This is a genomic window from Blautia wexlerae (assembly GCF_013300825.1).
Lineage (GTDB): Bacteria > Bacillota > Clostridia > Lachnospirales > Lachnospiraceae > Blautia_A > Blautia_A wexlerae_B.
Map to the genome: position 1 here is coordinate 1 of NZ_JAAIMY010000036.1, position 26703 is coordinate 26703.

The following is a 26703-nucleotide window of genomic DNA, read 5'->3' on the forward strand; positions in this document are numbered from 1 at the left end:
GAAACATGGCTCAGATCAGAAAGTTCCTGTTGTGTCAGTTCTTTATTCTTTCGGGCTTCCCGCATTTTTTGCCCTAAAGCAGTTAAATCATCAATCGGCATAATCGTTCACCTCAATAATATCGTATCGTTCCGGTTTATGTGATGGAATGACCTTATTATGCCGGTTAATGGGCTTGATTATACCGATTATAAAACTGAGAATACAAATTCCATTAAAGAGTAATGAAGGATGCAAACTTACCTGTATCCGTGACAGCATCCGGCGTGGTCTGAAGCAGCTGGCAAAGTATTTTTAGGGTAGAATAACAGAGGGCGCAAGGTCTCAAAGTGCTTCTGCATAAGACCTTGCGCCCTACCTATTGTAGTAGCCTTAGAGGTGTATTTTGTAAAGCTATCTTTGAGTGAAGAAACATGATCTTTATCAAGAAAATTTGTTTCTTTCGGATATGTTTATATAGTTCCACTTGATAGCCAAAATAATTCATAACTATTACCTTGAAGCGGGCAAGCACATCGGATAGAATAAATATAAAGAAAAGCAGCGGCGATCTGGCACAAACGTCACATCGCCGCCCTTTAGCATTTAGCATAGAAACCTTACATCAACTGTAAGTGGTTTATCTTCCTGCCATGCAGTAAAATATAATCAACAACTAATCAAAAAGCGAAAAGGCAAAAGGTGATAATATGAATTGCAAAGAAAAACTTTTGGAAGTCCGAGATATACACAAGGTATATACGAAAGAGGGTGTTCCTACAAAAGCTCTTAATGGCATTACCTTTGATGTTCTTGATGGCGAATTTTTGGGGATCATGGGCGCAAGCGGATCAGGAAAAACGACCCTGCTAAATTGCATTGCTACGGTTATTAAACCGACCTCCGGGCAAGTCCTGCTTTCCGGCGCAAATGTGAGTTCCTTTGATAGCGAAAAACTGGCTGAGTATCGGGGCAATAAAATAGGCTATCTGTTTCAGGATTTTGCTTTGCTTGACAACTTGACTGGCAGAGAAAATATCCTGCTGCCGCTTTCTATCCATAATGTAGATATATCTGCTGCGGAGAAGAAGTTGAATGACATTGCAGGACTTTTTGGAATCACGGATGTGCTCTCCAAATTTCCGGCGCAGATGTCAGGTGGTCAAAAACAGCGCGTCGCTGCCGCCCGCAGTTTGATTTCCGACCCCGATATTATTTTGGCAGATGAGCCAACTGGGGCATTGGATACAAAGGCAGCGCGGTTGCTTATGGAAAAACTGTGCGAGATCAATCACGGTCGCGGACGCACAATTTTGATGGTAACACACGACCCGAACGCTGCAAGTTTTTGTTCCAGAATCCTATTCATACAGGACGGTGTGATTTTCCATGAGCTGCGCCGGAAAATTCCGACTGAAACACGGGAGGAATTTTATGCGCGTATCTTACAGGTAATGGCACAGATGGGAGGAGGGAGTGCAAATGTTCTTTAACCTTGCGTGGCGAAACTCCAAACGAAACCGTAGTGAGAACCTGATTTATTTTCTTACTATGGTTACAGCTGTAGCCACATTTTATATCGTCCTCTCCCTTGGAAGCCAGGACGTGATGCGCTTCTTGGAGGAAATCGAAAGTGACGCTGTTAATCGACTTCTGACAATGCTAATGCCGACGGTTTATCTTTTTTCGCTGCTGTTTGTATTTTTCCTTGTCATTTTTGCGAACAAATATCAGCTTGAATGTAGGAGCCGGGAATTAGGGCTTTACCTGATGTTTGGAATGACAAAGCGACACTTGTTTATTCAAATCATGGCAGAGGGGCTAATCACATCACTGCTGGCTCTTTTGGGCGGACTGATCTGCGGCGGCTTTTTATCAGAGGTAATCAGCCTTGCTACGGCACGGCTTGTAGGTCGCGGCATAATTGCACATCAGTCAAGTTTTTCTGTGAGCGCTGTTCTCTTGACAACGCTTGGATTTCTAATGATTCAAGTTGTCGCGTTGTTCATCCTTTGTGGAAAACTATTCAACAAAGAAATCCACCAACTCCTTTATGGAGAAATGGCGAAGAAACAGCAAGTTGGAAAAATGAGTGGGAACTTATTTTCCCTCATTCTCGGAGCGGTAGTTTTGACGCTTGCATATTGGGTAATCCTAAAGTATTTCATGGTTGCTGGCGGTATGATGATAATTGTTGCCGTGATATTAGGTATTGTGGGAACAATGCTTTTTATCCGTGGGCTTGCAGGCTTGCTGAGCGCAGCGGCGGCTTCTGTGAAACGCAACACAACACACGGTCTATATATTTTCACTCTGCGGCAGTTACACGAAAATATAGTCCACAAGTATATTTCAATCGGTGTTGCATCTATTTTGATTATGCTCACTATCATGCTCATTGCGGACGGATCAACCCGCATTATGTCGTATGGGAACCAAATGACGCGGGGATCTTCTGTTTACGATTTTACCGTCACGGGCAATGAAGCGACTGTTGAAAAATACCTTTCGGGTAAGCAAATGCAGCCCTATGTGGCTGATTTGAGCCGCATGGAAACAGGAACAATGAAACGCCCAGCTTCCGTGAAAGCGAACTCTTTTATAGATTGGTCCGGGCTGCGTGAACAGGTTGTTTTGAATCTGCCGCCAGAAGTAGAGGATCCCGTCACACAAGGAGCTACAAGCTATGAGTTCAGTCCCAATCAACCAGCCGCGCTTAACCTTTTAGGGTGTATTGATACTACGGGAGCTTCGCCATTTTTAATTCCCGTATCTTCATATAACGAATTGCTGGAAGCAGCTGGAGAAAAAACTATCGTTCTTGGAATCGACGAAGCTGTATTCTATCTTAACCCGGATTTTCAGGGGAGTACAAAAGAAGAAACCACCACCATGTTGAACCAGATTGCGGAGGACGCACGGGCTAATGGTAAAGTCTTGATTTCTATTGACGGACTGCCAATTACGCTTATCCCGTTTGTGCCGATGAAAGGCTTGACTGCGGATGAAAACGTAAAAATCATAACCGCATTGATTGTTTCCGATGAAGTATATTCTGAATATGTAAATCCAGACACCGTTACCGTTTATCACAATTTCTGTATTCCGAGCGAAACTGTGGAAGCTGATGGCCTGATGGTGTCGATTATGGAAGCCCGTGACCTGTTAAAGCCCTCTGGCCTGTACTGCGAAAGCTATTTGGACAATTTCGGACGGCAACTATTTTATGTCATTTCCGGCAGCTACACGACCTTATACATGGGTTTTATGCTTCTAATTATCGCTTGCGCCCTACTTGCCCTGCAATTCCTAACCCAAATGCGAGAAACAAAGGCAAGGTATGCGACACTTTCTATTCTGGGCGCACGACGCGAACAAATGAAGCGTTCCATAAACCAACAGGTGCTATGGTATTTTCTGCTCCCGCTGTTTCCTGCGTGTATCAGCGGTACAGTCGGAATTTGCGCAATGCAGCATTACCTATACTCTAATATGGCAAAACTGCAACAGTCTTATCCTATGCTGCTCGTTATGGCGCTTGTCGTTGTTTGTATGCTTGCATTGTACGGTGTGGCTATTGCGCGGACAGCAAACCGTGAAATCAGCAAATTAAATTGGAAGCCAAATGCTTAATGGGCTTATTCGGGAAGGAGGTGTTCATATTGGCGCAAATTATTGTGGTTGAAGATGATGTATATATGCGGGAAGAATTGATTGATGTGTTGGAAAAAGCGGGATATGACGCTGTTCCTTTGCTTGACTTTGAAAATGCCGTATCACAGATAATGTCTCTTTCCCCGGACTTGATTTTGCTCGACATCAATCTTCCTTTTCACTCCGGCTTTGAAATCTGCAAAGAGGTAAAGGCCAAACAGCTTGGGACTGTGCTGATATTAACTGCAAGAGATAAATTACAGGACGAGCTTCACGCTTTGGGATTAGGGGCGGACGATTACCTAACAAAGCCATGCAACACGGAACGGCTTCTTGCCCGCATTAAAAACCTCTTGCGCCGCAAAGAAGAACAGATGCAGCAGGGATTGCTTAACGGGGGCGGCTTCCTGCTTGATCCAAACACTTTTACGCTCTATGCAGGAAAGAAATCTTATGTTCTTCCGCAGAATGAGGGGAAAATACTTCTCACCCTTTTGAAAAGCAGCCCGAACCTTGTATCAAAGAGCGACCTGTTTCATGTGCTTTGGGGAACAGCGGAGTTTATAGACGAAAATGCGCTGCAAGTCAATTTTACACGACTGCGGAAAACGCTGCGTGAAGTTGGACTTGATGATCGCATTGAAACGGTGCGCGGGCAAGGCTACCGTTTGAAAGAGCAGGTGGAAGTATGAAGAAATTTAATACTCTCTTGACCTATGTATCGTCCAATCGTATTTGGTTGATTACTCTTGGCTGCTTGGATTTGTTCTTTGCGTTTCTGGCATGGGTGGCTTATCCGGGGGATTTTTTGAGCCTTGTGGGGCTAATGATATTTGTATCACTTGCCGCGTTTGTCATCCCCTTTGTCATCTCAATTCATAAACGCAGTAAAATTGATGCCGCTTTTCGGCGCTTTCTGTTAGAGCCGGACGACACAAACGAATACCTGTTGTGTGAAAGTGCCCCCGCGTCAATGCGCCCATATATCCATGAATTAGCCCATCATCTGAGAATGCAAGAGGGGTATGTGAACGAACAGCAGTTAAAGGTTGCCAACTACGAAAGTTATATTGAAAATTGGGTGCATGAAATCAAGAAACCTCTGTCCCTTATGACGCTTCTTTTAGATAATCGAAAGGTTGAGATGTCACCGTTGGTGCATACTCGTATGCTATATGTACGCGACCATGTGCGGCAGAACGTAGAACAGATTTTGTACTTTTCACGTCTTGGGGCGGCTCACAAAGATTGCTATTTTGAACCAATTCTGATCTTAGAGACTTGTCGGGAAGCGGTTGAGGACAATTTATCCTTGCTTGAAGAAGCCCAATTTTCTGTCACATATTCCGGGAACGACTGTAACGTAATTTCTAACAAAAAAGGCTTTATGTTCATTTTGGGACAGATTATTAGCAACAGTGTAAAGTATGCTGTGAAGGACACCGCCCCCGCTATTCAATTTTCAGTAACGGATAATCCAGAAAGCGGGCAGATTACTCTATCCGTCAGCGATAACGGAACAGGTATACCCGCGTCTGATCTGCCGTTTGTTTTTGATAAGGGCTTCACTGGGGACGCAGGAAGCTTTTTAAGCCGCTCCACAGGTATGGGATTATATTTAGTGCAGAAAATGGCAAAAGATTTAGCGATAGATTTACAAATCACATCACAGTTGTCATGCGGAACAACCATTATTCTGATGTTCCCCAAGGTGCAATATCCAGTCAGGAGGTTTGATGATGCAACAGCAGATTCGTACGCAAACACCAAAGAAAAATAAGCCTGCGGCTTCTCTGATTATAAGTTGGCTGATTATCTTGGGCGTATATTTACTTTTGCGCCTTGTCTTTGTTATCTTCGGATTTCATTTGGCACCAGTTGTTTTAGGTGGATGTTTAGCTGTTCTACCTTACATTGCGGGAGCGTTTTATCTTTTTAAGACACCAGCGGCACATCGGGTGGGAGGTTGTGTGTTAGGAATTTTACTGCCGTCCATTGTAGAAAAACTCGTTCTTTATTTTTTGGGTGCGTCCCTTTACGGAATACCTCTGGCAGATGTCAGCGGAGTAATGAGCAGAATTGCAGCGAATGAGCCGTTCACACACATTTTTTCTAATCCGGCAGCACGCTATATTCTTAATCTATCATTTTTTGGATGGCAGTACATTGTCGGCAGTATTGTCGTATGTGCAATTCTGATTTTAGGCATGATGGGTATTCAAAAAAGAAAATCATGTTCTCGAACGTAAGGAAAACTGAGGGGATTTGTAAATGAGCAGAAAAATAGTGATGACACTCGTGTGCATCCTTGTATTGGGTCTATCTGGGTGTGGAGATACACTCACTCTTAATCAATACAATACGAGTGAAATTTGGTATATAGCATATACAGACATTGATACAGTTTGTGAGAGCAATGAATTAACCGCAGATGGCTCCAGCATTTTACATTCTGAGGAAGATTATCTTCTGCTTTCATATGTAGTTGACAGCAATATTGAAATTACAAAAGAGCTAAAGGATGGGGGGTGGGACCATTTGATCCTGACAAACCCTCAATGGATAGATCGCTTTGGTGATCCCAGCAAGTTAAAACCTGTGGAATATGGCAGTTTGGCAAATAGCATGCAGGAATTTTTAGATGTTCAAATGCCTATATTGACTGCTGATGGAAATGTATTGCCTGATGGAGTGGGACTATATCAATATGATGGAGAGACATTATTGGCATTTCCGGTGCATGTGGCGTTGGGCGCAGCAGAGCCGATAGAAGCAAAAAATCCATTGATTATCCTTGTGGATAAACCGGCACAAAGTCTTAAAGCGAGTAGCTGTATGTTGCCGCTGACTTCAAGCGGAAATGTCCTGTTTGCAGAAGGAGAGAAACTTCAAGAGTCATTTGACGAGAGCAAACTAATTGACTATGGATCGATTGAAGAGTTTCAGATGAATCATTAAAGTGAATCTGAAATGTGGAAAACAGTAGCTTAGTATAACAGAAATAGCTGCCGCACGACGGCAAAAGAAAAAAAGCCGTCGTACAGCAGCTAGAATCCGTGCTTATACTTCAAAAGAAACTCGGTATGGTGCGTTCCGTGGATGTTGCCCGGTACATGGAAGTTTCAAAACCCAGCGTATGTTACGCAGTAGGAACTTTACGAGAGGGCGGTTTTTTGACAACAGACGAAAACCATTATATACACCTGACCGACCTTGGCCGGGATGTGGCCGAAAAAATTTACGAACGCCATTGCTTTTTTACTTATCAACTTATAGCCGTTGGAGTTAATCCACAAACTGCAGAAGTGGATGCTTGTCGCATGGAACATGCAGTCAGTGATGAAAGTTTTCAAAAACTGAAAGAGCATGCGATGAGAGGGATTGCTGCACAAAAAATTGACAATACATTTGATAATTTTCCTGTGAAGAAATAGAAAATGTTGCTTTGCTAAAATAGATTAAATATGAAAGACACAAAATACAAGATATTAGCATATTTTGACAATCAATCATATCGAAAACTATTCAATGAGGTAAACTCAGATTATGCAGAAAATCTACAAATTTTACTGCATAATTTGAGTTTATTTTCTTATGATGTGCTTATAATAGGAGTGATCCTTTATAAAGAGAACATAAGTAATATTATATCTGCTATTAGAAAAATAACGCAGATACCAATTATTATTTTGACGGATGCTTCCTCTTTATTGTGTATGTCATGGAAAAAAGAATTAATATACGCTGGTGCAGATTGTGTAATGGATATAAATAGCACTATAGAAGAAGTAGATCTGCAGATTTTTTCATTGGCACGACGAAATAATAAACAAAAAATAACTCAAAAGCAATCCGAAACGATGATTGATAAGGGAAAACTTGTAATGGATCATAAGAAACATAAAGTATTTTGGAATAATGTAGCGTTACATTTAACACGACAAGAATATAATTTTTTATACTTATTAGCGGTGACACCGATGAGAGTATACACATTTGAACAGATTTACCAGCTCGTATGGAAAGATTATTCTGTTGGTGATATTAAAAATATCATCTGGTGTCTGGTAAAGCGATTGAGAAAAAAGTTGAATGTCGTTGAAGACGGTGCCGGGAATTGCATTGTCAGTGTCAGGGATATAGGTTACAAATTTGAATTGAATAATGAAAACGAACAGCAGTAAGGCGAATAATCCGTAAAAAGATTGTTCGTCTTATTTTATTTGTGCTGGAAAGAAGGTGATAAAAATTGACCGTCAATTGACAGGTTTCTGACCGTTAACTGACAGGTGCATCCGATACACTGTGCCTTTGTAAAGATATGATTACAAAGGAGATCCGTGTTTGCAGGGAAACAGCAGAGATGCCGGACATTCCTGTGGACAGGAAGAACGAGCCAGATCACCGCCACACTCCGATTTGATTTCACAAAAATTCAGATCGGAGGAAAAGATAAGTGGCTTATAACAAAGCAAAAGAAGAATATAGATGGAACCAGTGGAAAGCAGAGGAAGAGAAGATCCTGCGTGAACAGGGCGTGGATGAAGAGACGATCCAGAAGCTTCGGGAGTATGACTGGGACGATTTCAATGCAGAGCGGAGATTCCGGGAACACCAGACCTCGCTTCTGGACTGTATGGAACTGCTCCTGGAAGAAAAAGAAACCAAAGAGTCCCAGCCGGAGAGCGTAGAAGCCCTGCTGGATACCGTGGAGAACGAAGAACTGCTTCAGATCCTGTTATCAACTGATAAGAAAACTCTTCAGATGATTGTCCTGAAGATGATGGGATATGCACCAAAAGAGATCAGTCATCACATGGAACTGCCGGAGCAGACTGTTTATACAAGACTGCGGAGGTTACGGGAGAAAATCAAAAAGTCCATGAAATTTGAATAAAACAAAAGGCTCTCATCGGCTGATTATCAGAACGAATAGACAGGAGGATTGATACGATGGATGAGAAAGAAGTGTCCGAAATGCAGGAAGAAATGATGACGGTACTGGTAGTCGAGCCGATGAAAGCACCCTATGTCAAAAGCATCCCCAATGAGCTGGAAGATCTGCAGCAGGCAGTAGGCGGTGACATTGAGATGACTTATCCGTTTGAGGATGAGGTTGGAATTCTTTTAAACGGCAATGGAAAATTTGAGGGGTTGCCGTTAAATCGGGCATTGTACGATGACCGAGGACAGGTCTATGATGCCATTGCCGGAACATTCCTTGTGGTAGGACTGACAGAAGATGATTTTACTTCGCTGACACCGGAGCAGATTGAAAAGTTTAAAGAAAAATATCAGTCACCGGAAGTTTTCACCCTGTTTAACGGGGAACTTCATGTGATGAAGATGCCACCGCAGGAACAAAAAGAGCAGAAGGAAAGTCGGAAGAAGGATGCACAGCAGAAGAATCCGGCAAAAGGAAAAAAGAAAAACAGATCCGGGGAAGCACGATAAAAAATTTTTCTGTGAAGTGAATAAAAAAATACACTGCCATCGGCTAGTAAGCAGAGGGACATCCCTCGGCTGTTCTTTGGCAAGTGAATATCGGCACTACAGGTACGTTCCCAACCGTAGAAGCGTGACAGTATGAGCGCCATGATTAAGTATAGGGTAAAGATTCTTAGACTTGGAGCGAGAAAGCATAGCTGTGAATAAGGCGGTGGCAGCCTTTCGCCAGGATCACGGACGGGGGATAATGATACACGTTACCAGCCAGAGAGCGGAAGATGGACTCCGGGTTGTAATCAGAAAGACCCCTAGGACATCTGTGAGCGGCGGCAGGCCAGCCGCCCGCCTGTAGTGTCCCCTTTCCCAGAAGAAATACAGGGATAGTTCCGGGGGTGCGAGGTCAAATGCGGAACAGCAAGATAAAAAAGAAATCAATGAAGAAGTGTGTCGTTGATATCAGATACCATGCGGCTGTGGGAGACTACAGCCGTATTCTTGTGGTATTAACGTCACATCAAGGGGAGAGAACAGATGGAAGAAACAAAAAGAAGTGGAATGAGCAAGGATCAATTCTGGAATCTGATTGAAAAAGCAAAGGAAGTGTGCGGCACCGATCTGGATGCTTCGGCAGTGTGGATCAAGCAGCAGCTCTTCTATATGACACCGGAGGATGTCCTCCAATTCCACAATCTTGTTTACAGTTACCGGGATGTGGCTTATAAGTACGGCTTATGGACAGCGGCAGGTATTATGATGGAAGCAGGGTGCAGTGATGACAGTTTTTCCGATTTTCGGATGTGGCTGATCGCCCAGGGAAAAGAAGTTTATCTGAATGCCTTAAAAGATCCGGATTCCCTTTCCGGCGTGACTCCGTATGGGTACTGTAGTTTTGAAGCGTTGGGATACATCTCATCGCAGGTCTACAGTGCCATGAAAGGGAAAAATATCTATCAGGACAGTACGGCAAGAATGCAGATGGAATGTTATGAGCAGGTGATCCGGGATGTTGTGTACCATCCCATGATCGAGTATCCGCTGGAATTACCGGAAGCAATGGTGGTATATCCGAAACTCTGTGAATGCCATTTGTCCGAGCAGGTAAGGAAAGCTCCTCAGAAAGTAAGGACATGGAATGTTTCCCGGACGGATATCCGAAGGATGATGGCAAGAGGGAATGCTGCCATAAAGAAAATGCAGGAACAGGGACAGAATACACCGGAAGCGACCAGACCCGTCCGTAAGGGTACGGTAAGATAAGCTTTCTGGCAAGGAGAAGTAATGTGTTATAAAAATGAATATCAGAAAAGGGCACATGGCGAAGTGGAACAGATCTTTCGGGAGCTTCTCCCGAAAGCCGGGCTTCATGTAAGGGAAGAACAGATCCGTCTCTGCCATGAAATGCTGGATGCCCTTATGAAAAATGAAATCACGCTCTGTGATGCAGGAGTCGGCATCGGAAAGACCTATGCCTATCTGACAGCCTGCATCCTGATGCGGAAATATAGTGTACTGCATTCCGGTTATTCGGGATGTGACAGGCGGTCTGTAGTGGTATCCACTTCCAGTATCGCCTTACAGAAAGCCATCATAGAGGAATATGTTCCTTTCTTATCGGACGTACTGTTAAAAGCAGATCTGCTTCAGGGAGAGTTAAAAGCGGTCGTCCGCAAGGGAAAGGAACATTTTGTATGCGATTACAGGCTGGCCCAGAGATTAGAGGCAGTCCGGGACAAGAATAAAAATCAGGCACAGATGGAGGCATTGAAGTCCCTCCGGCATAACTTTGATTTAGATTCCGTACATAACCTGAGCGGTTTTGACCGCAGGCTGGTGTGCGTACCGAAATTCTGCCCCAGGGAATGTCCGGGGAAAGCAGGATGCCGTTATCAGAAGCATCTGGATATTTCCAGGAAAGAGGATATTTTTTTACAGATTTGCAATCACAATTATCTTCTGGCAGATGCCATGCACCGGGCAAATGGGTACCGTCCGCTTCTGGCAGATTACAGGGCTCTGGTCGTGGATGAGGCCCATAAACTCCCGGAAGCCGCCAGCCAGATGTATGGAAGAAGCATTGGAAGGGAAGATGTGCAGGAGATTGCTTACTTTTTAGTCAGAGAGCATAAAGGCACGGATGGAAAACGGCTGCTGGAAGGGGTTTCCGCTCTTCAGATGGAGATTCGAAAGCACCGGAAAGATGGCATCGAGGACATGGCTGGAAAAGAAAGTTTTTATTTTCCGCCGGGAGCTGGCACAGCCTTAGCCCAGATGCAGGAAAGACTTCAGCTTATGATCAAAAGGCTCGCCGGGAATATTCCTTACTGGACTTTCCGGCGGCTGGAAGAGATGGAAGAGCTGTTCGGCTGGTTTTTAAAGAACGACAAACGGTATATTTTGTTTTTACAGCAGGACAGCCGGGGACATTTAACCTTTATGGCAGTCAACCGGGAGATCCCGAAGTATCTGGACGCCACCTTATGGAGCCGGGGATTTCCGGCAATCTTAACCAGCGGCACCTTAAAAGCCGGGAACGGTTTTGCAAGGACCAGACAGATGACCGGGCTGGAAAAAGAAACAGGTGTCCGGGAGTGTGTGGCAGAATCCCCATTCTGCTACCAGGAGAACTGTCTGCTTTACATCCCGGAGCATTTAAAACCAAGAAAAAAGGGGAGCCGGGAAGAGGCCGAGCAGCTTGCCGGGCAGATCCGTGATCTGGTGTGTTCCACTTACGGGCATACGCTGGTACTGTTCACATCTTATACCCTGATGGGAAATGTGCAGCAGCTTTTGCGGGATCAGATCCCGTTTCCGATGGTGCAGGTATGGAGAAACTCCCAGGAAGAGATCGCCCGGTTTAAGAAGATGGAGAATGCCGTGTTGTTCGCAGCCGGCTCCTGCTGGGAGGGTGTGGACTTTCCGGGTGACATGGTATCGTCCCTGATTATCGTAAAACTACCGTTTTCTGTTCCGGACCCTATCCATGAAGCCCAGAGGGAGCAGTACCGATCGCTAAAATCCTACATCCAGACCATCGTGGTGCCAGATATGCAGAAGAAGTTGCGTCAGGGATTTGGCCGGGCAATTCGCACGGAGCAGGACACCTGCGTTGTGTCTATTTTAGATCACCGTGCCACGAAAAAAGGCAGGTATCGGAGTGATGTTCTGGAAGCACTGCCAAAGTGCCAGATGGCAGAACGGATCGAAGAAGTAGAAGATTTTATCCGAAGCCGGAAAGTGGAGCGTTACTACAGCTGAGAGCATCCGTGGCGTTGTTGGTTCTGCCCAGATCCGGGTAGCAGACAGGACAAAAAGTTTAGTGGTATTTCAGGGGCGGTTTGGAGCGAATTGGTAGTATTGGTGATAGCTTTATCGGCATGAGTTGGGTATACTGTGTATAGCGTTAGAGGAAAGGAAGTGAGCAGAAATGAGAAGATATGAGCTGGAAACAGAAAGAGAAGGCTCCACCGTTTATTTCTTTATCAGAGATGTGGAAACACTGGATATCGTCCTGCTTCCAACCAAATATCTGATGCACAAGATACGGAGGAAATGTTCACCGAATACGGTGCGGCGCTCCGCACTTGCAATCCTGTACTATCTGGAATACATCCATGAAAAGAAAAAGGAATTGACAGACGTATATCAAATGCCTTATGTTGAACAGACAAATCACTTTGTGGAATTTTTATACTGGCTGAAAGCCGGGAAGCATACCAGAGATAAAAATCACAGATCTCCAAACAATGGAACCTGCAACGCATACTTAAGAGATGTGTTCAGGTTCTATCTTTTTATAGAAGAAGAGTACCAGCAGTTCGGGGAGCTGAAAGTCCTGTCCTATAATTATTTTGTAGCCGTGGATGCAGTAGGCGTAAAGAAAAGCATACGATCAAAGAGTTTCAAAGGCTATTTAAAAGAGGAAGAGCATAAGGCGAGAGCAGCAAAGAAAGATGAAATTGTGGAAATCTTGAAAGCGTGTACCAATATAAGAGATCGGCTTCTCATGCTGCTTCTGGCAGAGACAGGCTACCGAATCGGTGAGATCTTAGGAATTGATTACAGTAAGGACATTGATTATCAGAACCACATAATCCGGGTATATTTCCGTGAGGACAATGAAAATGGAGCGAGAGCAAAGAATGCAGAATACCGAAGTGCGAAGATCAGCAAAGATACCTTCGGCTTTTTAAATCTGTATATCGCAGAGTACCGAAAACTACTTCAGCACCAGACAAGCCTGTTTGTGAATATTTCCGGGGATAATATCGGAAAACCAATGAACGTGGAAGCAGTATACTCTATGCTAAAAAGAATGGATAAGAAAACAGGGATTAAGATCACGCCTCATATGCTCCGGCATTACTTTGGAAATGAGCGGAGAAAAGCAGGATGGTCGCTGGAACTGATACAGCTGGCCTATGGACACCGCCACATCCAGACAACCATCAATTATCTGGACATTGTGGATGATGAACTGCTGGATGCCAGCCAGGAATTCTACGAGAAACACTCCTCCCTGTATGGGATTGAGGAATTGCTATAGGAGGTGGTTTTTATGCCTGCGTTTTTACAGTCTTTTATAGAGGCAGAACAAGAACGGAGCAGGCGGATTGAGCAGCTACGAAAAGAAATCCGGGAGTTTGCAAAAGAGGAAGCAGGAAGTTCCATTACAGAACAGATTCTGCTGTTTCTGGCAGATGAGATGGTAGAACATCTTTCGGAAATAGATTATGAACTGCGAATGAAATTTGAATTATATATAACACCGCTGATAAAGCGAAATTACATTTACCGATATACCGGAACGTTCGACCGGATACGGCAGGCGTACATCCGGGAACGGATGAAAACTCCGGCTGGACAGAGGGAATGTGAATGGAAATATAAAAATGAAATACTTTTTGTTCCATACCACTCAGATCCTGTAATCGTAAAGAGTGTGGAAACGGTACGGTGTCGGAGTAACATGGTCTGGAATTTTAAAGCGGCAGCCAGTGAGAAACTGAAACGTCAGATTTTTACCGTGCTGGAATATATTCTGGAGAATTATGAAATTTCCAGACTGAGGGAATATAAACTGACCGGGTTACAGCTTTTTTACGAATTTTGCATCCGGGAGCAGATTACAGATATCCAGCTTCTGGAGCTGGAACAGGAAACAGCATTTCAGGACTACCTGAAGCAGAAAGTCGAGAAAGAGCAACGGCGAAAACGACTGAAGAGCATTGTGGAAACTGCCCGTAAAGTGATTTTTATAGAAACTGATGAAACAAGATGGGATGCTACCATCTGGTATTTAGAGCGGTTTCGTATTGCCAAAGAAAGAATAAACCAGAGTGACAGTATAGAAAAAATATCATTTCAGGAAGTTCTACAGCCCAAGAATCGATTGCTGCTTCAGGAATATATGAAGTACGAAATTGGAATCGGAGAACTGGCGCTCAGTACGGTGTACGAAAGATTCCGAACCATTCGAAATTTTTTGCAGGAGATCAGCGAACTGGAAGTTACCAAGTGTGATGCCAGCCTGATTGATGTATATTTAAAGAATTTGCAGAATGGTGCTATGGGAGCAAAGACATTTAATACCAATGTTTCGGGAATACAGTTTTTTATGAAATTTCTGGAAGTAAAGGGGTATATAAAAAAGGTTCCGTTTTATGCATCGTATTACTTGGAAAAACAGATCCCAGTCCACCATGACAGAAGTGTGGAAGAGGATGTGTATATGGAAATTATCCAAAACCTCTCACAGTTTCCTGAACACCTGAGAATGATGTTTTTACATCTCTGGTGTGTGGGACTCCGGATCAGTGAGGTCTGCACCTTAAAAGGGGATGCGTATTATATCCAGAATGGTGACTGCTGGATGAAGGTCTACCAGGTGAAAATGAAAAATTATAAAAGGGTTCCCATTCCGGTAACATTGTATCGTCTGATGCAGGTTTATCTGAAAAAACACCCTACCGAAAAAGAAGCATACATTTTTCGGAATCGGAAAGGTGGAGCATTTTCCAAAAGCACCTTCATGGGGCAGATGAAAAAATACTGCTCCCAGATAGGCATACAGAATGGAGAATATATTTTTAAGTCTCATGATTACCGACATACCGTAGCAACCAATTTTTATGAGCATGGCGTATCAATCCAAAGCATCCGGGACTATCTGGGACATATGTTTGAGGAAATGACCATGCAGTATATAGATTATATGCCAAGAAAAATTGCTAAAGAAAATGACGCATACTTTGAGGAAGAGGAAAACAGCCTGCTTGCCTGTATGCAGAAAGGAGAGAAGCATGGATAATAAACTGAAATTCCAACAACTGGAATGTTATAAGCTGGCTACCGATGAGCAAAAGGAAAAGCTGAATAAGGAACAATATTTTGATCTGGATAAACTGCCGGGAAACCAGCTTCAGACAGAATTTGTCGAATACATTTACTACCGTGGAACGCAGGTATCCATCCTGACCATAAAAAGGGAAAGGCATTATTTTAACAGCTTATGTGAATTTTTTCAGAAGTCATCCCATCAGGAAAACAGCCTGCTTGACAGAGAAAAAGACTTCTGGATAAAGCAGTTGAAAATGTGGATGATACAAAACGGTAGGGCTTTGACGAAGCATAAAGTGACGAACATTCAGACTGAATCGGTGGAAAAAGCTGCCCTGATCCGGTATTTTGAAAGCCTTCTGGAATTTACACTGGACCGATCAGAAACCAATGAGCTGGCAAAGGATATCTGGCATCTGGAAAGGCTTCCGCTTATCCTGCGGACAAATCCGATTGTCAACCATAAGACACTAAATTTCAGAGGAATCCGGCAACCAGATATTCGGGAAGAAGTAAAAAAAGCAATTTACCATCATCTGAAAACCGAAGCCCTTGGCAGTATAAAACGTGAACTGTCCGCCATGAATAAATTTTCAAAGTATTTGGATGAAAAGCATTCCAAGATCAGCACCTGCGAAGAGATTGACCGGGAGATCATAGAACAATTTTTAATCAACATCAAGGTAGAATCAAACGGAGGGAATGGCATCCGGGATGACCTGCTAAAGCTTCGAAATGTGCTGGAAACAATCGGAAAAATTTATGATTTTCCACATCTTACAAAACTGTTTTTAAAATCTGATTTTCCGCCAGAACGGAAAGCAGAATTCAAATCTTATTCGGACAGTGAGCTGAAAAGACTGAATGCCCAGATTGTAAAAATGGAAGAGCAGATAGCAAGGGCAATGATCATCCACCAGATGCTTGGAACCAGAATTTCCGACACGCTGACCTTGCGGAAAGACTGCCTTTATAAACATGACCGTCAGGATATGATTATCATATACCAGCCGAAAACAAGAAGATATGAAAAACCGATCAGCCGGGAGCTGGCACAGCTGATTGGAAAGGCAGTCAGTTATGCAAATGAGCATTATCCTGAAAGCATTTATATCTTTGCGGACGAGAACAAACCGGAGAGACCAATCAGTTACCAAACCTTGCAGGATAAAGTGCTTCGAATGATCTATGAAAAAGATATCCGAGATGACAGCGGGAAATTATTCGGATTTGGAACGCATATGTTCCGGCACTGTTATGGGGTAAAGCTGACAGAACTCCATGTGGATGATTGGACCATAGCAAAGCTCCTGGGTCATAAAGGAGTGAAAAGCGTCCAGTACTACCGGAAAATGAGCAATCAGCGACTGGCAGATGAGACAAGGGAAGTAAGAAATCTTATGTCACAGATTATCTTAGCAAATCTGGACGGATGGGGAGAAGAATATGAGCAAATACGACAAGATGCTGGAATTGAATAAAAGAAAGAGCGAAGAAAAAGTGGAACGGGCAGTCCTGACAATACGGACAATGGTGTTGGAGAGAGAAAAGGTGTCCGTACCAGCACTGATGCAAAAGACTGGTTTATCTAGAGGATTCTTTTACAAGAATCCGATTGTAAGAGGTGAGATTGATGCAGCAATGGAACAGCAGGCTGGTATGGTGGATCCAAGGAGAAACATTATCAGTCAGGCGATGGAAGCGGAAATGAATCTGCTCCGGCAACAGCTACAGAAACTGAAAAGCGAAAATGAGAATCTAATAAAGGAAAACCAGAAGTTAAAAAAAGCACTATCCAAGAAAGAGTTGAATCTTATCAAACAGATTTAAGCTATATCATAATGCAAAGTAGGTCTGCCAGAATACAGCAGATCTGTTTTGCATTGTGATATAGAAACAGATTATGCTTAAAAGGCATTAAGCAACCCATAATAATGGGTATTGGACATAGAAAGCAATATGGGAGTATGATGATACCGATAAGAAATAGAGTGTACCTGAAATGCAAACTGTCACAGAAAAATTATGAACTTTATGTAAAAAGTTGCAAAATCTATTGACCTAGAGCTTACTTCAGGTTGTACCATAAAATAAAAAGAGCAAGGAGGAATTTTTTATGGATATCGAACAGATGAAAAAAGACTTAGGTGGAGGTAACGTATTTCCAATCGGTGAAGAAAACGTAGCATTCGCAAAGTATTTTACAGGTGAATGCTATTTGAATATGCTTACAACAGAGAGAGTACCAGTTGGTCTGGTTACTTTCGCTCCGGGAACAATCAATGCATACCACATCCATCATAAAGGTGGACAGATCCTTCTGGTTACTGGTGGAAGAGGATGGTACCAGGAAGAAGGAAAACCAGCTCGTGAATTGAAAGCTGGAGATGTAGTAAATATTTCACCAGAAGTAAAACACTGGCACGGGGCAGCGAAAGACAGCTGGTTCCAGCATCTGGCTGTTGAAGTTCCAGCAGAGGGAGCTTCCAACGAATGGCTGGAGTTTTTACCGGAAGAAGAGTATAACAAATTACCATAAATAAGAAAGATGGAGGTTTGATATCATGGCAAAGATCACACAGATAGCAGGAAGAAATGCTCTGGGAACATTTGCACCAGATTTTGCACATTTTAACGATGACATTCTTTTCGGAGAGAACTGGAATAACGAAGATATTGATTTAAAAACAAGAAGTATCATCACAGTTGTAGCACTGATGGCACAGGGAATCACAGATTCCTCTTTGAAATTCCATTTACAGAATGCAAAGGATCATGGGGTAACACAGAAAGAGATCGCAGCAATCATCACTCACGTAGCATTCTATGCAGGCTGGCCAAAAGGCTGGGCAGTCTTTAATCTTGCAAAAGAGGTTTGGAATGAGGACGAAGCAGAGAAATAACCTGGCAGAAACTGCTCGTCATGAAAGGGTCGCACAAAACACAGACGTGTATGCCGTTAAAGCCCGTAACTATAAGGGATTGCGGAGGGGTAGTCCAGTTTTATGCAGAAATAACTGGCATATCCACCATGCAAAAAATGGCGGAGGACAGATTCTGGTATGTGTTGCCGGAAGAGGATACTATCAGGAAGAAGGCAAAGATGCTGTAGAAATGAAGCCAGGTGACTGTATCAATATCCCGGCAGAAGTGAAACACTGGCATGGTGCAGCACCAGATGAATGGTTTTCCCATCTGGCAATTGAAGTACCTGGCGAGGAAACATCCAATGAGTGGTGTGAGCCGGTTACAGATGCAACATATAAATTATTGAAATAAGGTTGCATGGATAACAATCAGTTTATTCTATCATTAGAAAATAAGATAATTACAATCAATAAAGTCGGGTAGGGTTGATGATCCAATACCGGCTTTATTGATTTTTCAGGGGATTTGGAGTGTAACCATCAAATATCAGTGAATCGCAAGAAAAAAGCAAGAATTCAGGCATGGTGTTTTTTATAGATAATGTTAAAATAGTAGTATGTGTATTGGGAAAGGAGGGCAGATTTTATGTCAAAAGCTACCCTGATGGATTGCTGCATCAAAAAATATGCGTATAAAGAGATATCACAAATATATAAGGAGATTGGAGTGTCACCAGATGGACTGTCCCAGACTCAGATAGAGTCCATGAGGGAAAAGTATGGCATAAACAGCTTTTCCGGGCGAAAAAATGATACCATGCTGCCACGACTTCGGCGTGCGTTCATTAATCCGTTTAATATTATTCTCCTTGTTCTGGGAATGATCTCGCTGGCTACGGATGTGATTCTTGCATCTGATTTTGCCAGAAACGCCACAACTGCTGTTATTATTTTTTCCATGATCCTGATCAGTGGAACAATCCGTCTGATCCAGGAAATCCGGGCAAAGAATGCATCAAAACAATTGAACCGGCTGATACACGAAAGCATCACAGTACGGCGGGAAGGAGAACTCAGAGAAATCCCGGCAGAGGAACTGGTAGTCGGAGATATTGTTCTGCTCTCAGCAGGTGATCGTGTTCCTGCAGATATAAGGCTTACAAAGGTCAGTGATCTCTTTATCTCTCAGGCAGCGATCACAGGCGAAAGTGCAATTCTGGAAAAAAATGCACAGGTATCAAGTTACAGTAATCCGGAATCATTGCCTCAGCTTGAAAATCTGGCGTTTATGGCAACAACCGTTATCAGTGGAAAAGGTGAGGGTATTGTGCTTGCAGTGGGGAAAGACACGCTTTATGGCAGTTTTGCGAAAGAAGATCCTGATGAAAAACAGTCTTTTCAGAAAGGCGCAAATTCCATTGCCTGGGTTATGCTCCGGTTTATTGCAGTATTGATCCCTGTTGTATTTATACTTTTGAAAATTACAGGTGGTAAATGGCTGGAGTCCTTTGCCTTTGCGTTGTCTGTAGCAGTTGGGTTAATGCCGGAGATGTTGCCTATGGTGATTACAGCCTGTCTTGCAAGGGGAAGCCTGAGCATGAGCAGAAAACAGACGATCATTAAAGACATTAATGCCATGCAGGGGTTTGGCAGCATGGATGTACTCTGTATGGATAAGACGGGAACGCTGACCAATGAAAGCATCCTTCTGGAATATTATATGGACGTATTGGGAAACGAAAGTGATCAGGTACTGGATTTTGCTTTTTTGAACAGTTCCTATCATTCCGGTGTATGCAATCCCATTGATAATGCAATCCTTGCCTGTCAGACGATGCTGGGGCACGAACAGCATTTTGCAGATCTTCTCACTCACTATCAGAAAGAAGATGAGATTCCATTTGATTATTCCCGTAAATTTGTCAGTACACTGGTAACAGATAAAAATGGTGACTGTCAGCTTATTGTGAAAGGCAATATTTCCCAGATTGTGGCCAGGTGCAGTCATGTGGAGTTTCGCGGGGAAATCCTTCCCATGGAGAAAAACGGGATGGAGAGTGTTGCTTCTGTGGTGGATGAGATGCTTCAGGACGGTATGAAGGTAATCGCTGTTGCGCGGAAAGAGATTGAAAAACAGAGCCAGATCATACCTGCAGATGAAAAAGACCTGATTCTGATGGGCTACTTGGCATTTTTTGATGCCCCGAAAAAAACAGCAAAGACATCTGTGGAGGCATTGAAAAGACTGAAGGTCACACCGAAAATACTGACAGGAGATCAGGCTGATGTAGCTGCTTCTATCTGCAAAAGAGTAGGAATTCCTTCTGAAATAATACTGACCGGTGCAGAACTGGATCAGATGACAGATGCTGAACTTAATGAAGCAGTGGAAAAAATCCATGTATTTGCAGAACTGACCCCGGGACAGAAAGTCCGGCTTGTTTCAGCTCTAAGACAAAATGGACATACTGTAGGCTTTCTGGGAGATGGAATCAATGATATTCCGGCACTTTGTGAATCCAATGTTGGTATTTCGGTAGACACAGCGGTAGACGCAGCGAAGGATGCAGCAGATGTGGTGTTGCTTCAAAAGGATCTGGGTGTGCTGGAACAGGGGATTCTGGAAGGGCGGAAAACATTTACGAATATGCTCAAGTACATTAAGATCACTGCAAGCTCCAATTTTGGAAATATTTTTTCCATTGTATGTGCCAGTGCTTTCTTACCGTTTTTACCAATGACATCTTTACAGATTTTACTGTTAAATCTGTTATATGATGTTTTGTGTATCATTCTTCCCTGGGATAATGTAGATGAAGAAGATACACTCTCTCCAAGAGACTGGTCCGGAAAAACACTGGGACGATTTATGCTGTTTTTTGGTCCTATCAGTTCATTGTTTGATGTTGTGACGTTTCTGTTTCTGTATTATATTCTCTGTCCCATGCTGTGTGGCGGGGCAACCTATCTGAATATTGCAGATCCGGTGATACAGTCACAGTATGTTGCTTTGTTTCAGACAGGATGGTTTCTGGAATCCATGTGGACACAAGTGCTGATCCTTCATTTCCTTCGGACAAGGAAGATACCCTTTATGCAGAGCAGTCCTTCTGTACCGGTAATCTGTACCACACTTGCAGGAATTATTGCTTTTACAGGGATTACCTTTACCAGGAGTGCAGCCATTTTCGGGCTGACGAGATTACCGGTCAGGTATTTTCTGTTTCTGTTTATTGTAGCTTTGTTATATATGCTTCTGACTACGGTAGTCAAAACATTTTATCAGAAGAAATATCATGAGCTGATCTGAAAGGAGGAAAACCATTGTGAAAAAGAATATCAGTGTTATTTCCATGGATTCTGTCCTTCAGGAATGGCTCCTTCAAAAGCTGATCAAAGAACCACCGGAAAGTCACAGCGCCAAAGAACTGCTTTCCGGTATTTACGATATGATCAGTGGTGATGTAAATTCATTATTGCTCAGTACATCAAAAGAATCAGAAATCCCATCCATCAATCTTTCTGACGAGATGAAGATTGGAGAATTAGTGATCAATCCGAAGAGCAGAAGCGTGATCAGGATGGGACAAGAGGTTTCCCTGACACCTAAGGAATTTGATATCCTCTATTTTCTGGCTGAAAACAGAGGGGAGGTATTTACCAAAGAGCAGATCTACAAGGCAGTGTGGTCGGAAAATTATCTTCTGGATGACAGCAATATCATGGCGTTTATCCGAAAATTGCGAAAGAAGATCGAACCAAATCCGGATGAACCAAAGTACATACTGACAATCTGGGGAATTGGATATAAATTTAATGATAAGCTGTAAAACAGGCGGGCTAACTTCAGCCCGCCTTTATATGTATTTTTGTAATTCTTGCCAAATCGCAAGGAAATCGCAAGACTTTGGTCATGTGAATTTCCTTGCTTTTTTTGTATTCTGTAGGAGGTCGAAGGGAGGAAACTAAGAGAGAAATCAATGAAAGGAGTGAAGAACCATGAATTTTACCTGTATTTTTTTTGGTATTGTTTTCACAATTGCAGGTTTTATATTTGCATGTGGGAAAGGTCATATTCATTTATCTGCCTGGAAAAATATGCCGCAGGAGGAGAAGGAAAAGATTAAAATTGTGCCCCTTTGCCGTAATATCGGCGAAGTTATCACACTGAGCGGAATCATTTTTCTGATGAAAGGACTGTGGACCGGATTTGAGAATCACTGGTTTGTGACTGCCATGACTGCATGGTTTATTGTGGCAGGATTTGATCTCTGGTATATCGAAAAAAGCAGTCGGTATTATAAAAAATAATTGTAAAACGAGGAGGTAAGACCAATGAACAAGAAAGAAAATCGCATTGCTGTTCGTCAGGCAGCACAGCAGGCTGTGATACGTGACGAGCAGAACCACCGCATCCAGCATGCGGCTACCAATCCGATCAAGGAAGTTTTAAAGAGCCTGCATACAACACTTCGCGGGCTTGATGCTGAAAATGTATCAGTAAGCAGGACAAAATATGGAACCAATAAAGTAACCCATGAGAAAAAACAATCCCTTGCCAAACGTCTGGCAGGAGCATTTATCAATCCGTTTACAGCAATCCTTTTCTGTCTGGCAGTTGTTTCTACCATGACAGATATGGTTTTTCCGCATTTTTCCCTGTTGGGAAGTACACCGGAAGATTTTGATCCTTTAACAGTGGTGATCATTCTGACCATGGTAGTGATCTCCGGTACTCTTCGCTTCGTACAGGAATCCAGAAGTGGTAATGCGGCAGAAAAACTGCTTTCCATGATCACAACTACCTGCACTGTTACCCGCAGGGAACAGGCAAAAACAGAAATACCTATGGATGATCTGGTTGTGGGAGATATTGTGCATTTGTCAGCAGGAGATATGATCCCTGCAGATGTCCGTATTCTGGATGCAAAGGATCTGTTTATCAGTCAGGCAAGTCTGACAGGAGAGAGCGAGCCTGTGGAAAAGACACCAAAGGTAAGCGCACAGAAAGAAAGCATTACTGATTACAGCAACATTGCTTTTATGGGAAGCAATGTAATTTCCGGAAGTGCAGCCGCAGTGGTTGTTTCTACCGGAGATCGTACTCTGTTTGGCTCTATGGCATCTGCCATTGCAGGGGAGGCTGTGGAAACCAGCTTTACCAAAGGCGTTAACGCTGTTTCCTGGGTCCTGATCCGGTTTATGCTGGTTATGGTTCCGCTGGTATTCTTTATCAATGGAATCACAAAAGGTGACTGGCTGGATGCATTCCTGTTTGGTATTTCCATCGCTGTGGGACTGACTCCGGAGATGCTTCCCATGATCGTGACAACCTGCCTTGCAAAAGGTGCAGTTTCCATGAGTAAAAAGCAGACTATTGTTAAAAACCTGAATTCCATCCAGAATTTTGGTGCCATCGATATTCTCTGTACAGACAAAACAGGAACTCTGACTCAGGATAAGGTTGTGCTGGAATATCACCTGAATGTAAACGGAGAGGACGATACAAGAGTACTGCGCCACGCATACTTAAACAGCTATTTCCAGACGGGCTATAAAAATCTGATGGATCTGGCGATCATTCAAAGAACAGAGGAAGAAGAGGCAGAAGATCCGAAGCTGCTGGATCTGTCCGAAAACTATGTGAAGGTAGATGAGATCCCATTTGATTTCGCACGCCGCCGCCTGACAACAGTTGTGCAGGATAAAAAGGGCAAGACGCAGATGGTAACAAAAGGTGCAGTAGAAGAAATGCTTTCCATCTGTGCCTATGCAGAGTGTGATGGCGGAGTGCAGTTGCTTACGGAGGCGGTTCGTCAGCGTATCCTCAAAACCGTAGATGAACTGAATGACAAGGGATTCCGTGTGCTTGCCATTGCACAGAAGAGTAATCCTTCTCCTGTTGGAGCTTTTGGTGTAAAAGATGAGTGTGATATGGTGCTGATCGGTTATCTTGCATTCCTTGATCCGCCTAAGGAATCCACAGCAGATGCGATCAAAGCACTGAAAGCCCACGGTGTGACTACCAAAATCCTTACAGGTGATAATGATAAAGTAACCCGTACTATCTGCAGACAGGTAGGACTTGAGGTACGGAACATGCTTCTTGGAGCTGATCTGGATCATATGTCGGATGCACAGCTTGCAAAAGCAGCGGAGACTACGGATGTTTTTGCAAAGCTGACCCCAGATCAGAAAGCACGTGTGGTTTCTGTTCTCAGAGAAAATGGACATACTGTGGGATTTATGGGGGACGGAATCAACGATGCTGCTGCAATGAAAGCTGCTGACATTGGGATATCAGTAGATACAGCAGTTGATGTGGCAAAAGAATCTGCGGATATCATTCTGCTGGAAAAAGACCTGATGGTTCTGGAACAGGGAATTATAGAAGGACGCAAAACCTATGCAAACATGATCAAGTATATTAAGATGACAGCTTCCTCCAATTTCGGAAATATGTTCTCTGTATTAGCTGCCTCAGCACTGTTACCATTCCTTCCGATGATGAGTGTGCATCTGATTTTTTTGAACCTGATCTATGACCTGTCCTGTACTGCAATCCCCTGGGATAATGTGGATGAGGAGTTTATTGCAGTACCAAGGAAATGGGATGCTTCTAGTGTGGGAAGCTTTATGATCTGGATCGGACCTACAAGCTCGATTTTCGATTTTACAACCTATATTTTTATGTATTTTGTATTCTGTCCCATGTTTGTATCAAATGGTGTCCTGTTTAATGATCTGGCTACTCATTACAGCGGTCCAGAGCTTGCAGCAATGCAGGCACAGTATATCGGAATGTTCCAGGCAGGATGGTTTGTGGAATCCATGTGGAGCCAGACTCTGGTTATTCACATGATCCGTACACCGAAGCTTCCGTTTATCCAGAGCCGTGCCTCAGCGCCTGTAACACTGCTCACTATGACAGGCATTGCTGTGCTGACAGTGATCCCGTTTACTACGCTGGGAACAGCACTTGGACTTGTAGCCTTACCTGCATCCTACTTTGCATATCTGATCCCATGTATCCTGCTGTACATGATGCTGGCAACAAGTCTGAAAAAAGCATATGTCCGCCATTATGGCGAACTGCTCTAGGAGGTGAAAAGAATGAACTGGAAATTACTTTGGATGAAGCTTTTTGGAACATGTGAATGGCTGGGCCTTAATATGGGATTCTGGGTATCCATGGCAGCAGTTCTGCTGATCGTGATCATAATGAATCTTGTATTTTGGGCGATCAGGCCACAAAAAAATAATCTGTGAGTGGATGACTTCATACAAAAAAGGACTTGCGCTTTTTTTTCACAAAGTGGTATCCTAGACAAGGAAATATAGATAGAGGAGAAAAAGTTATGCCAATTGGAGTAATTATTAACGGATTATCCATAGTGATCGGTGGTATCTTGGGTGCCCTGGCGGGCCACAAATTGAGTCCCAAATTTAAGGAGGACATTACCCTGGTGTTCGGTGTATGTTCTATGGGAATGGGAATCAGCACAATCGGTCTGATGGAAAATATGCCTGCGGTTATTTTTTCCATAGTGATCGGTACAGGTATAGGACTGGCGGTTCATCTTGGTGAGAAGATTAATGCAGGTGCAGGTGTTATGCAGCGTGTGATCAGCAAATTTCTCAAAAACTCAAGCTCAGAGCTGTCTGAGGATGAGTTTATGAATACACTGGTTACTATTATCGTATTATTCTGTGCCAGTGGAACCGGAATCTATGGTTCCATTGTGTCTGGAATGAGTGGAGATCATTCTGTACTGATTTCAAAATCTATTCTGGATTTATTTACAGCTGCTATTTTTGCATGTAGCCTGGGAATGGTAGTTTGTATGATCGCGATTCCTCAGCTGATCATTTTCCTGATACTTTTTTTCGCGGCAACAGCAATTTTTCCGCTGACTACACCTGGCATGATCAATGATTTTAAAGCCTGTGGCGGTTTCCTGATGCTTGCAACAGGCTTTCGTATGGTGAAGCTGAAAAACTTTCCAACTGCGGATATGATACCTGCGATGGTGCTGATCATGCCAATGTCATGGTTCTGGGTAACCTATGTACTTCCGCTGGTATCGTAACCGAATCAGGTAGCGCTCTTGTTTATGGAAGAAATCAGCTTTGCCAGTTGTTTCCTTTTGGTGCGTGTATCACCGTTGATCATCAACTTGGAATAAATCTGGTTGATATATTGTTTCACAGTGCCTTCAGAGAGAAATAACCTTTCTGCAATTTCGCGGTTGCTCAGACGGTCAATGCATAGTAATAATGCCAAAAAACAGATACATTTTTAGTAAAAAACGCTTTTGAAATCAAAGTAAAATGGCTTTATAATAAAAATAAGGGCGAGTAGCGTAATGAGTCGGAAAACAACAGTTATGCTGCTTGTTTTTATAAAATGAATCTCAGG

At 43.2% G+C, this 26703-nt stretch carries 24 protein-coding genes and 3 pseudogenes; 25 read left to right on the forward strand and 2 right to left on the reverse strand.

Features of this window, described 5'->3' with window-relative positions:
* Positions 1-101: pseudogene (locus G4417_RS14250) on the reverse strand (XRE family transcriptional regulator); the annotation flags it as partial.
* 588 nt (positions 102-689) lie between these two features.
* Between G4417_RS14250 and G4417_RS14255 the strand changes: the two are divergent.
* The 25 genes and pseudogenes from G4417_RS14255 to G4417_RS14375 all read left to right on the forward strand — a co-directional run bounded on the left by G4417_RS14255 (position 690) and on the right by G4417_RS14375 (position 26374).
* Complete coding sequence (locus tag G4417_RS14255) at positions 690-1472, forward strand: ABC transporter ATP-binding protein (protein ID WP_008400030.1); 783 nt, start codon at positions 690-692, stop codon at positions 1470-1472.
* The gene (locus tag G4417_RS14260; RefSeq protein ID WP_008400029.1) at positions 1462-3612 is read left to right on the forward strand and encodes an ABC transporter permease; all 2151 of its coding nucleotides are present in this window, start codon (positions 1462-1464) and stop codon (positions 3610-3612) included. The genes G4417_RS14255 and G4417_RS14260 overlap by 11 nt, the downstream gene beginning before the upstream one ends.
* Positions 3612-4325, forward strand: a complete 714-nt coding sequence (locus G4417_RS14265) for a response regulator transcription factor (protein WP_008400028.1) — start codon at positions 3612-3614, stop codon at positions 4323-4325. Before G4417_RS14260 ends, G4417_RS14265 begins: the two co-directional genes overlap by 1 nt.
* The gene (locus tag G4417_RS14270; RefSeq protein WP_008400027.1) at positions 4322-5413 is read left to right on the forward strand and encodes a sensor histidine kinase; all 1092 of its coding nucleotides are present in this window, start codon (positions 4322-4324) and stop codon (positions 5411-5413) included. Before G4417_RS14265 ends, G4417_RS14270 begins: the two co-directional genes overlap by 4 nt.
* Positions 5373-5882, forward strand: coding sequence for a hypothetical protein (locus tag G4417_RS14275; RefSeq protein WP_015533392.1), 510 nt, complete (start codon positions 5373-5375; stop codon positions 5880-5882). The genes G4417_RS14270 and G4417_RS14275 overlap by 41 nt, the downstream gene beginning before the upstream one ends.
* 22 nt (positions 5883-5904) lie before the next feature.
* Positions 5905-6591 carry a DUF6619 domain-containing protein gene (locus G4417_RS14280; RefSeq protein WP_015533393.1) on the forward strand — a complete coding sequence of 229 codons (687 nt, stop codon included), beginning with the start codon at positions 5905-5907 and terminating at the stop codon, positions 6589-6591.
* Between the two features lie 125 nt (positions 6592-6716).
* Positions 6717-7067: a metal-dependent transcriptional regulator gene (locus G4417_RS14285; RefSeq protein WP_242859076.1), complete on the forward strand. Its 351-nt coding sequence runs from the start codon at positions 6717-6719 to the stop codon at positions 7065-7067.
* A gap of 30 nt (positions 7068-7097) precedes the next feature.
* Positions 7098-7817, forward strand: a complete 720-nt coding sequence (locus G4417_RS14290) for a winged helix-turn-helix transcriptional regulator (protein WP_008400022.1) — start codon at positions 7098-7100, stop codon at positions 7815-7817.
* Between the two features lie 272 nt (positions 7818-8089).
* Positions 8090-8530 (forward strand): ECF-type sigma factor, encoded by a 441-nt coding sequence (locus tag G4417_RS14295; RefSeq protein WP_008400020.1) that lies wholly within the window; start codon positions 8090-8092, stop codon positions 8528-8530.
* 56 nt (positions 8531-8586) lie between these two features.
* Complete coding sequence (locus G4417_RS14300) at positions 8587-9087, forward strand: DUF3846 domain-containing protein (protein WP_025577040.1); 501 nt, start codon at positions 8587-8589, stop codon at positions 9085-9087.
* A gap of 525 nt (positions 9088-9612) precedes the next feature.
* Entirely contained in the window at positions 9613-10338 is a 726-nt protein-coding gene (locus G4417_RS14305; RefSeq protein WP_008400018.1) for a DUF4240 domain-containing protein, read from the forward strand.
* Positions 10339-10359: 21 nt separating this feature from the next.
* Positions 10360-12336, forward strand: a complete 1977-nt coding sequence (locus tag G4417_RS14310; protein ID WP_008400017.1) for an ATP-dependent DNA helicase — start codon at positions 10360-10362, stop codon at positions 12334-12336.
* Positions 12337-12505: 169 nt separating this feature from the next.
* On the forward strand, positions 12506-13624 hold the full coding sequence (locus G4417_RS14315) for a tyrosine-type recombinase/integrase (RefSeq protein WP_008400015.1): 1119 nt from the start codon (positions 12506-12508) through the stop codon (positions 13622-13624).
* Positions 13625-13636: 12 nt separating this feature from the next.
* Positions 13637-15388 (forward strand): tyrosine-type recombinase/integrase, encoded by a 1752-nt coding sequence (locus G4417_RS14320; protein WP_008400013.1) that lies wholly within the window; start codon positions 13637-13639, stop codon positions 15386-15388.
* Positions 15381-16898, forward strand: coding sequence for a tyrosine-type recombinase/integrase (locus G4417_RS14325; RefSeq protein ID WP_015535740.1), 1518 nt, complete (start codon positions 15381-15383; stop codon positions 16896-16898). The genes G4417_RS14320 and G4417_RS14325 overlap by 8 nt, the downstream gene beginning before the upstream one ends.
* Positions 16864-17247, forward strand: a complete 384-nt coding sequence (locus tag G4417_RS14330) for a DUF6262 family protein (protein WP_015533403.1) — start codon at positions 16864-16866, stop codon at positions 17245-17247. The genes G4417_RS14325 and G4417_RS14330 overlap by 35 nt, the downstream gene beginning before the upstream one ends.
* A gap of 286 nt (positions 17248-17533) precedes the next feature.
* Entirely contained in the window at positions 17534-17956 is a 423-nt protein-coding gene (locus G4417_RS14335; RefSeq protein ID WP_008400007.1) for a cupin domain-containing protein, read from the forward strand.
* A gap of 25 nt (positions 17957-17981) precedes the next feature.
* A pseudogene (locus tag G4417_RS14340) lies at positions 17982-18296 on the forward strand (carboxymuconolactone decarboxylase family protein); the annotation flags it as partial.
* Positions 18297-18423: 127 nt separating this feature from the next.
* Positions 18424-18696 (forward strand): annotated as a pseudogene (locus tag G4417_RS14345) (cupin domain-containing protein); the annotation flags it as partial.
* A 234-nt stretch (positions 18697-18930) separates the two neighbouring features.
* Positions 18931-21594 carry a magnesium-translocating P-type ATPase gene (mgtA, locus tag G4417_RS14350; protein WP_173683967.1) on the forward strand — a complete coding sequence of 888 codons (2664 nt, stop codon included), beginning with the start codon at positions 18931-18933 and terminating at the stop codon, positions 21592-21594.
* 16 nt (positions 21595-21610) lie between these two features.
* Entirely contained in the window at positions 21611-22114 is a 504-nt protein-coding gene (locus tag G4417_RS14355; protein WP_173683968.1) for a winged helix-turn-helix domain-containing protein, read from the forward strand.
* Positions 22115-22283: 169 nt separating this feature from the next.
* The gene (locus G4417_RS14360) at positions 22284-22595 is read left to right on the forward strand and encodes a DUF3784 domain-containing protein (RefSeq protein WP_173683969.1); all 312 of its coding nucleotides are present in this window, start codon (positions 22284-22286) and stop codon (positions 22593-22595) included.
* 24 nt (positions 22596-22619) lie between these two features.
* A complete protein-coding gene (gene mgtA / locus G4417_RS14365) occupies positions 22620-25385 on the forward strand; it encodes a magnesium-translocating P-type ATPase (RefSeq protein ID WP_173683970.1) in 2766 nt (921 codons plus the stop codon).
* Positions 25386-25397: 12 nt separating this feature from the next.
* The gene (locus tag G4417_RS14370) at positions 25398-25553 is read left to right on the forward strand and encodes a hypothetical protein (RefSeq protein WP_173683971.1); all 156 of its coding nucleotides are present in this window, start codon (positions 25398-25400) and stop codon (positions 25551-25553) included.
* 89 nt (positions 25554-25642) lie between these two features.
* On the forward strand, positions 25643-26374 hold the full coding sequence (locus tag G4417_RS14375) for a DUF554 domain-containing protein (protein WP_173683972.1): 732 nt from the start codon (positions 25643-25645) through the stop codon (positions 26372-26374).
* A 5-nt stretch (positions 26375-26379) separates the two neighbouring features.
* On the opposite strand, the gene G4417_RS17600 is transcribed toward G4417_RS14375, so the two are convergent.
* Positions 26380-26568 (reverse strand): LuxR C-terminal-related transcriptional regulator, encoded by a 189-nt coding sequence (locus tag G4417_RS17600; protein ID WP_243872166.1) that lies wholly within the window; start codon positions 26566-26568, stop codon positions 26380-26382.
* Positions 26569-26703 lie beyond the last annotated feature (135 nt).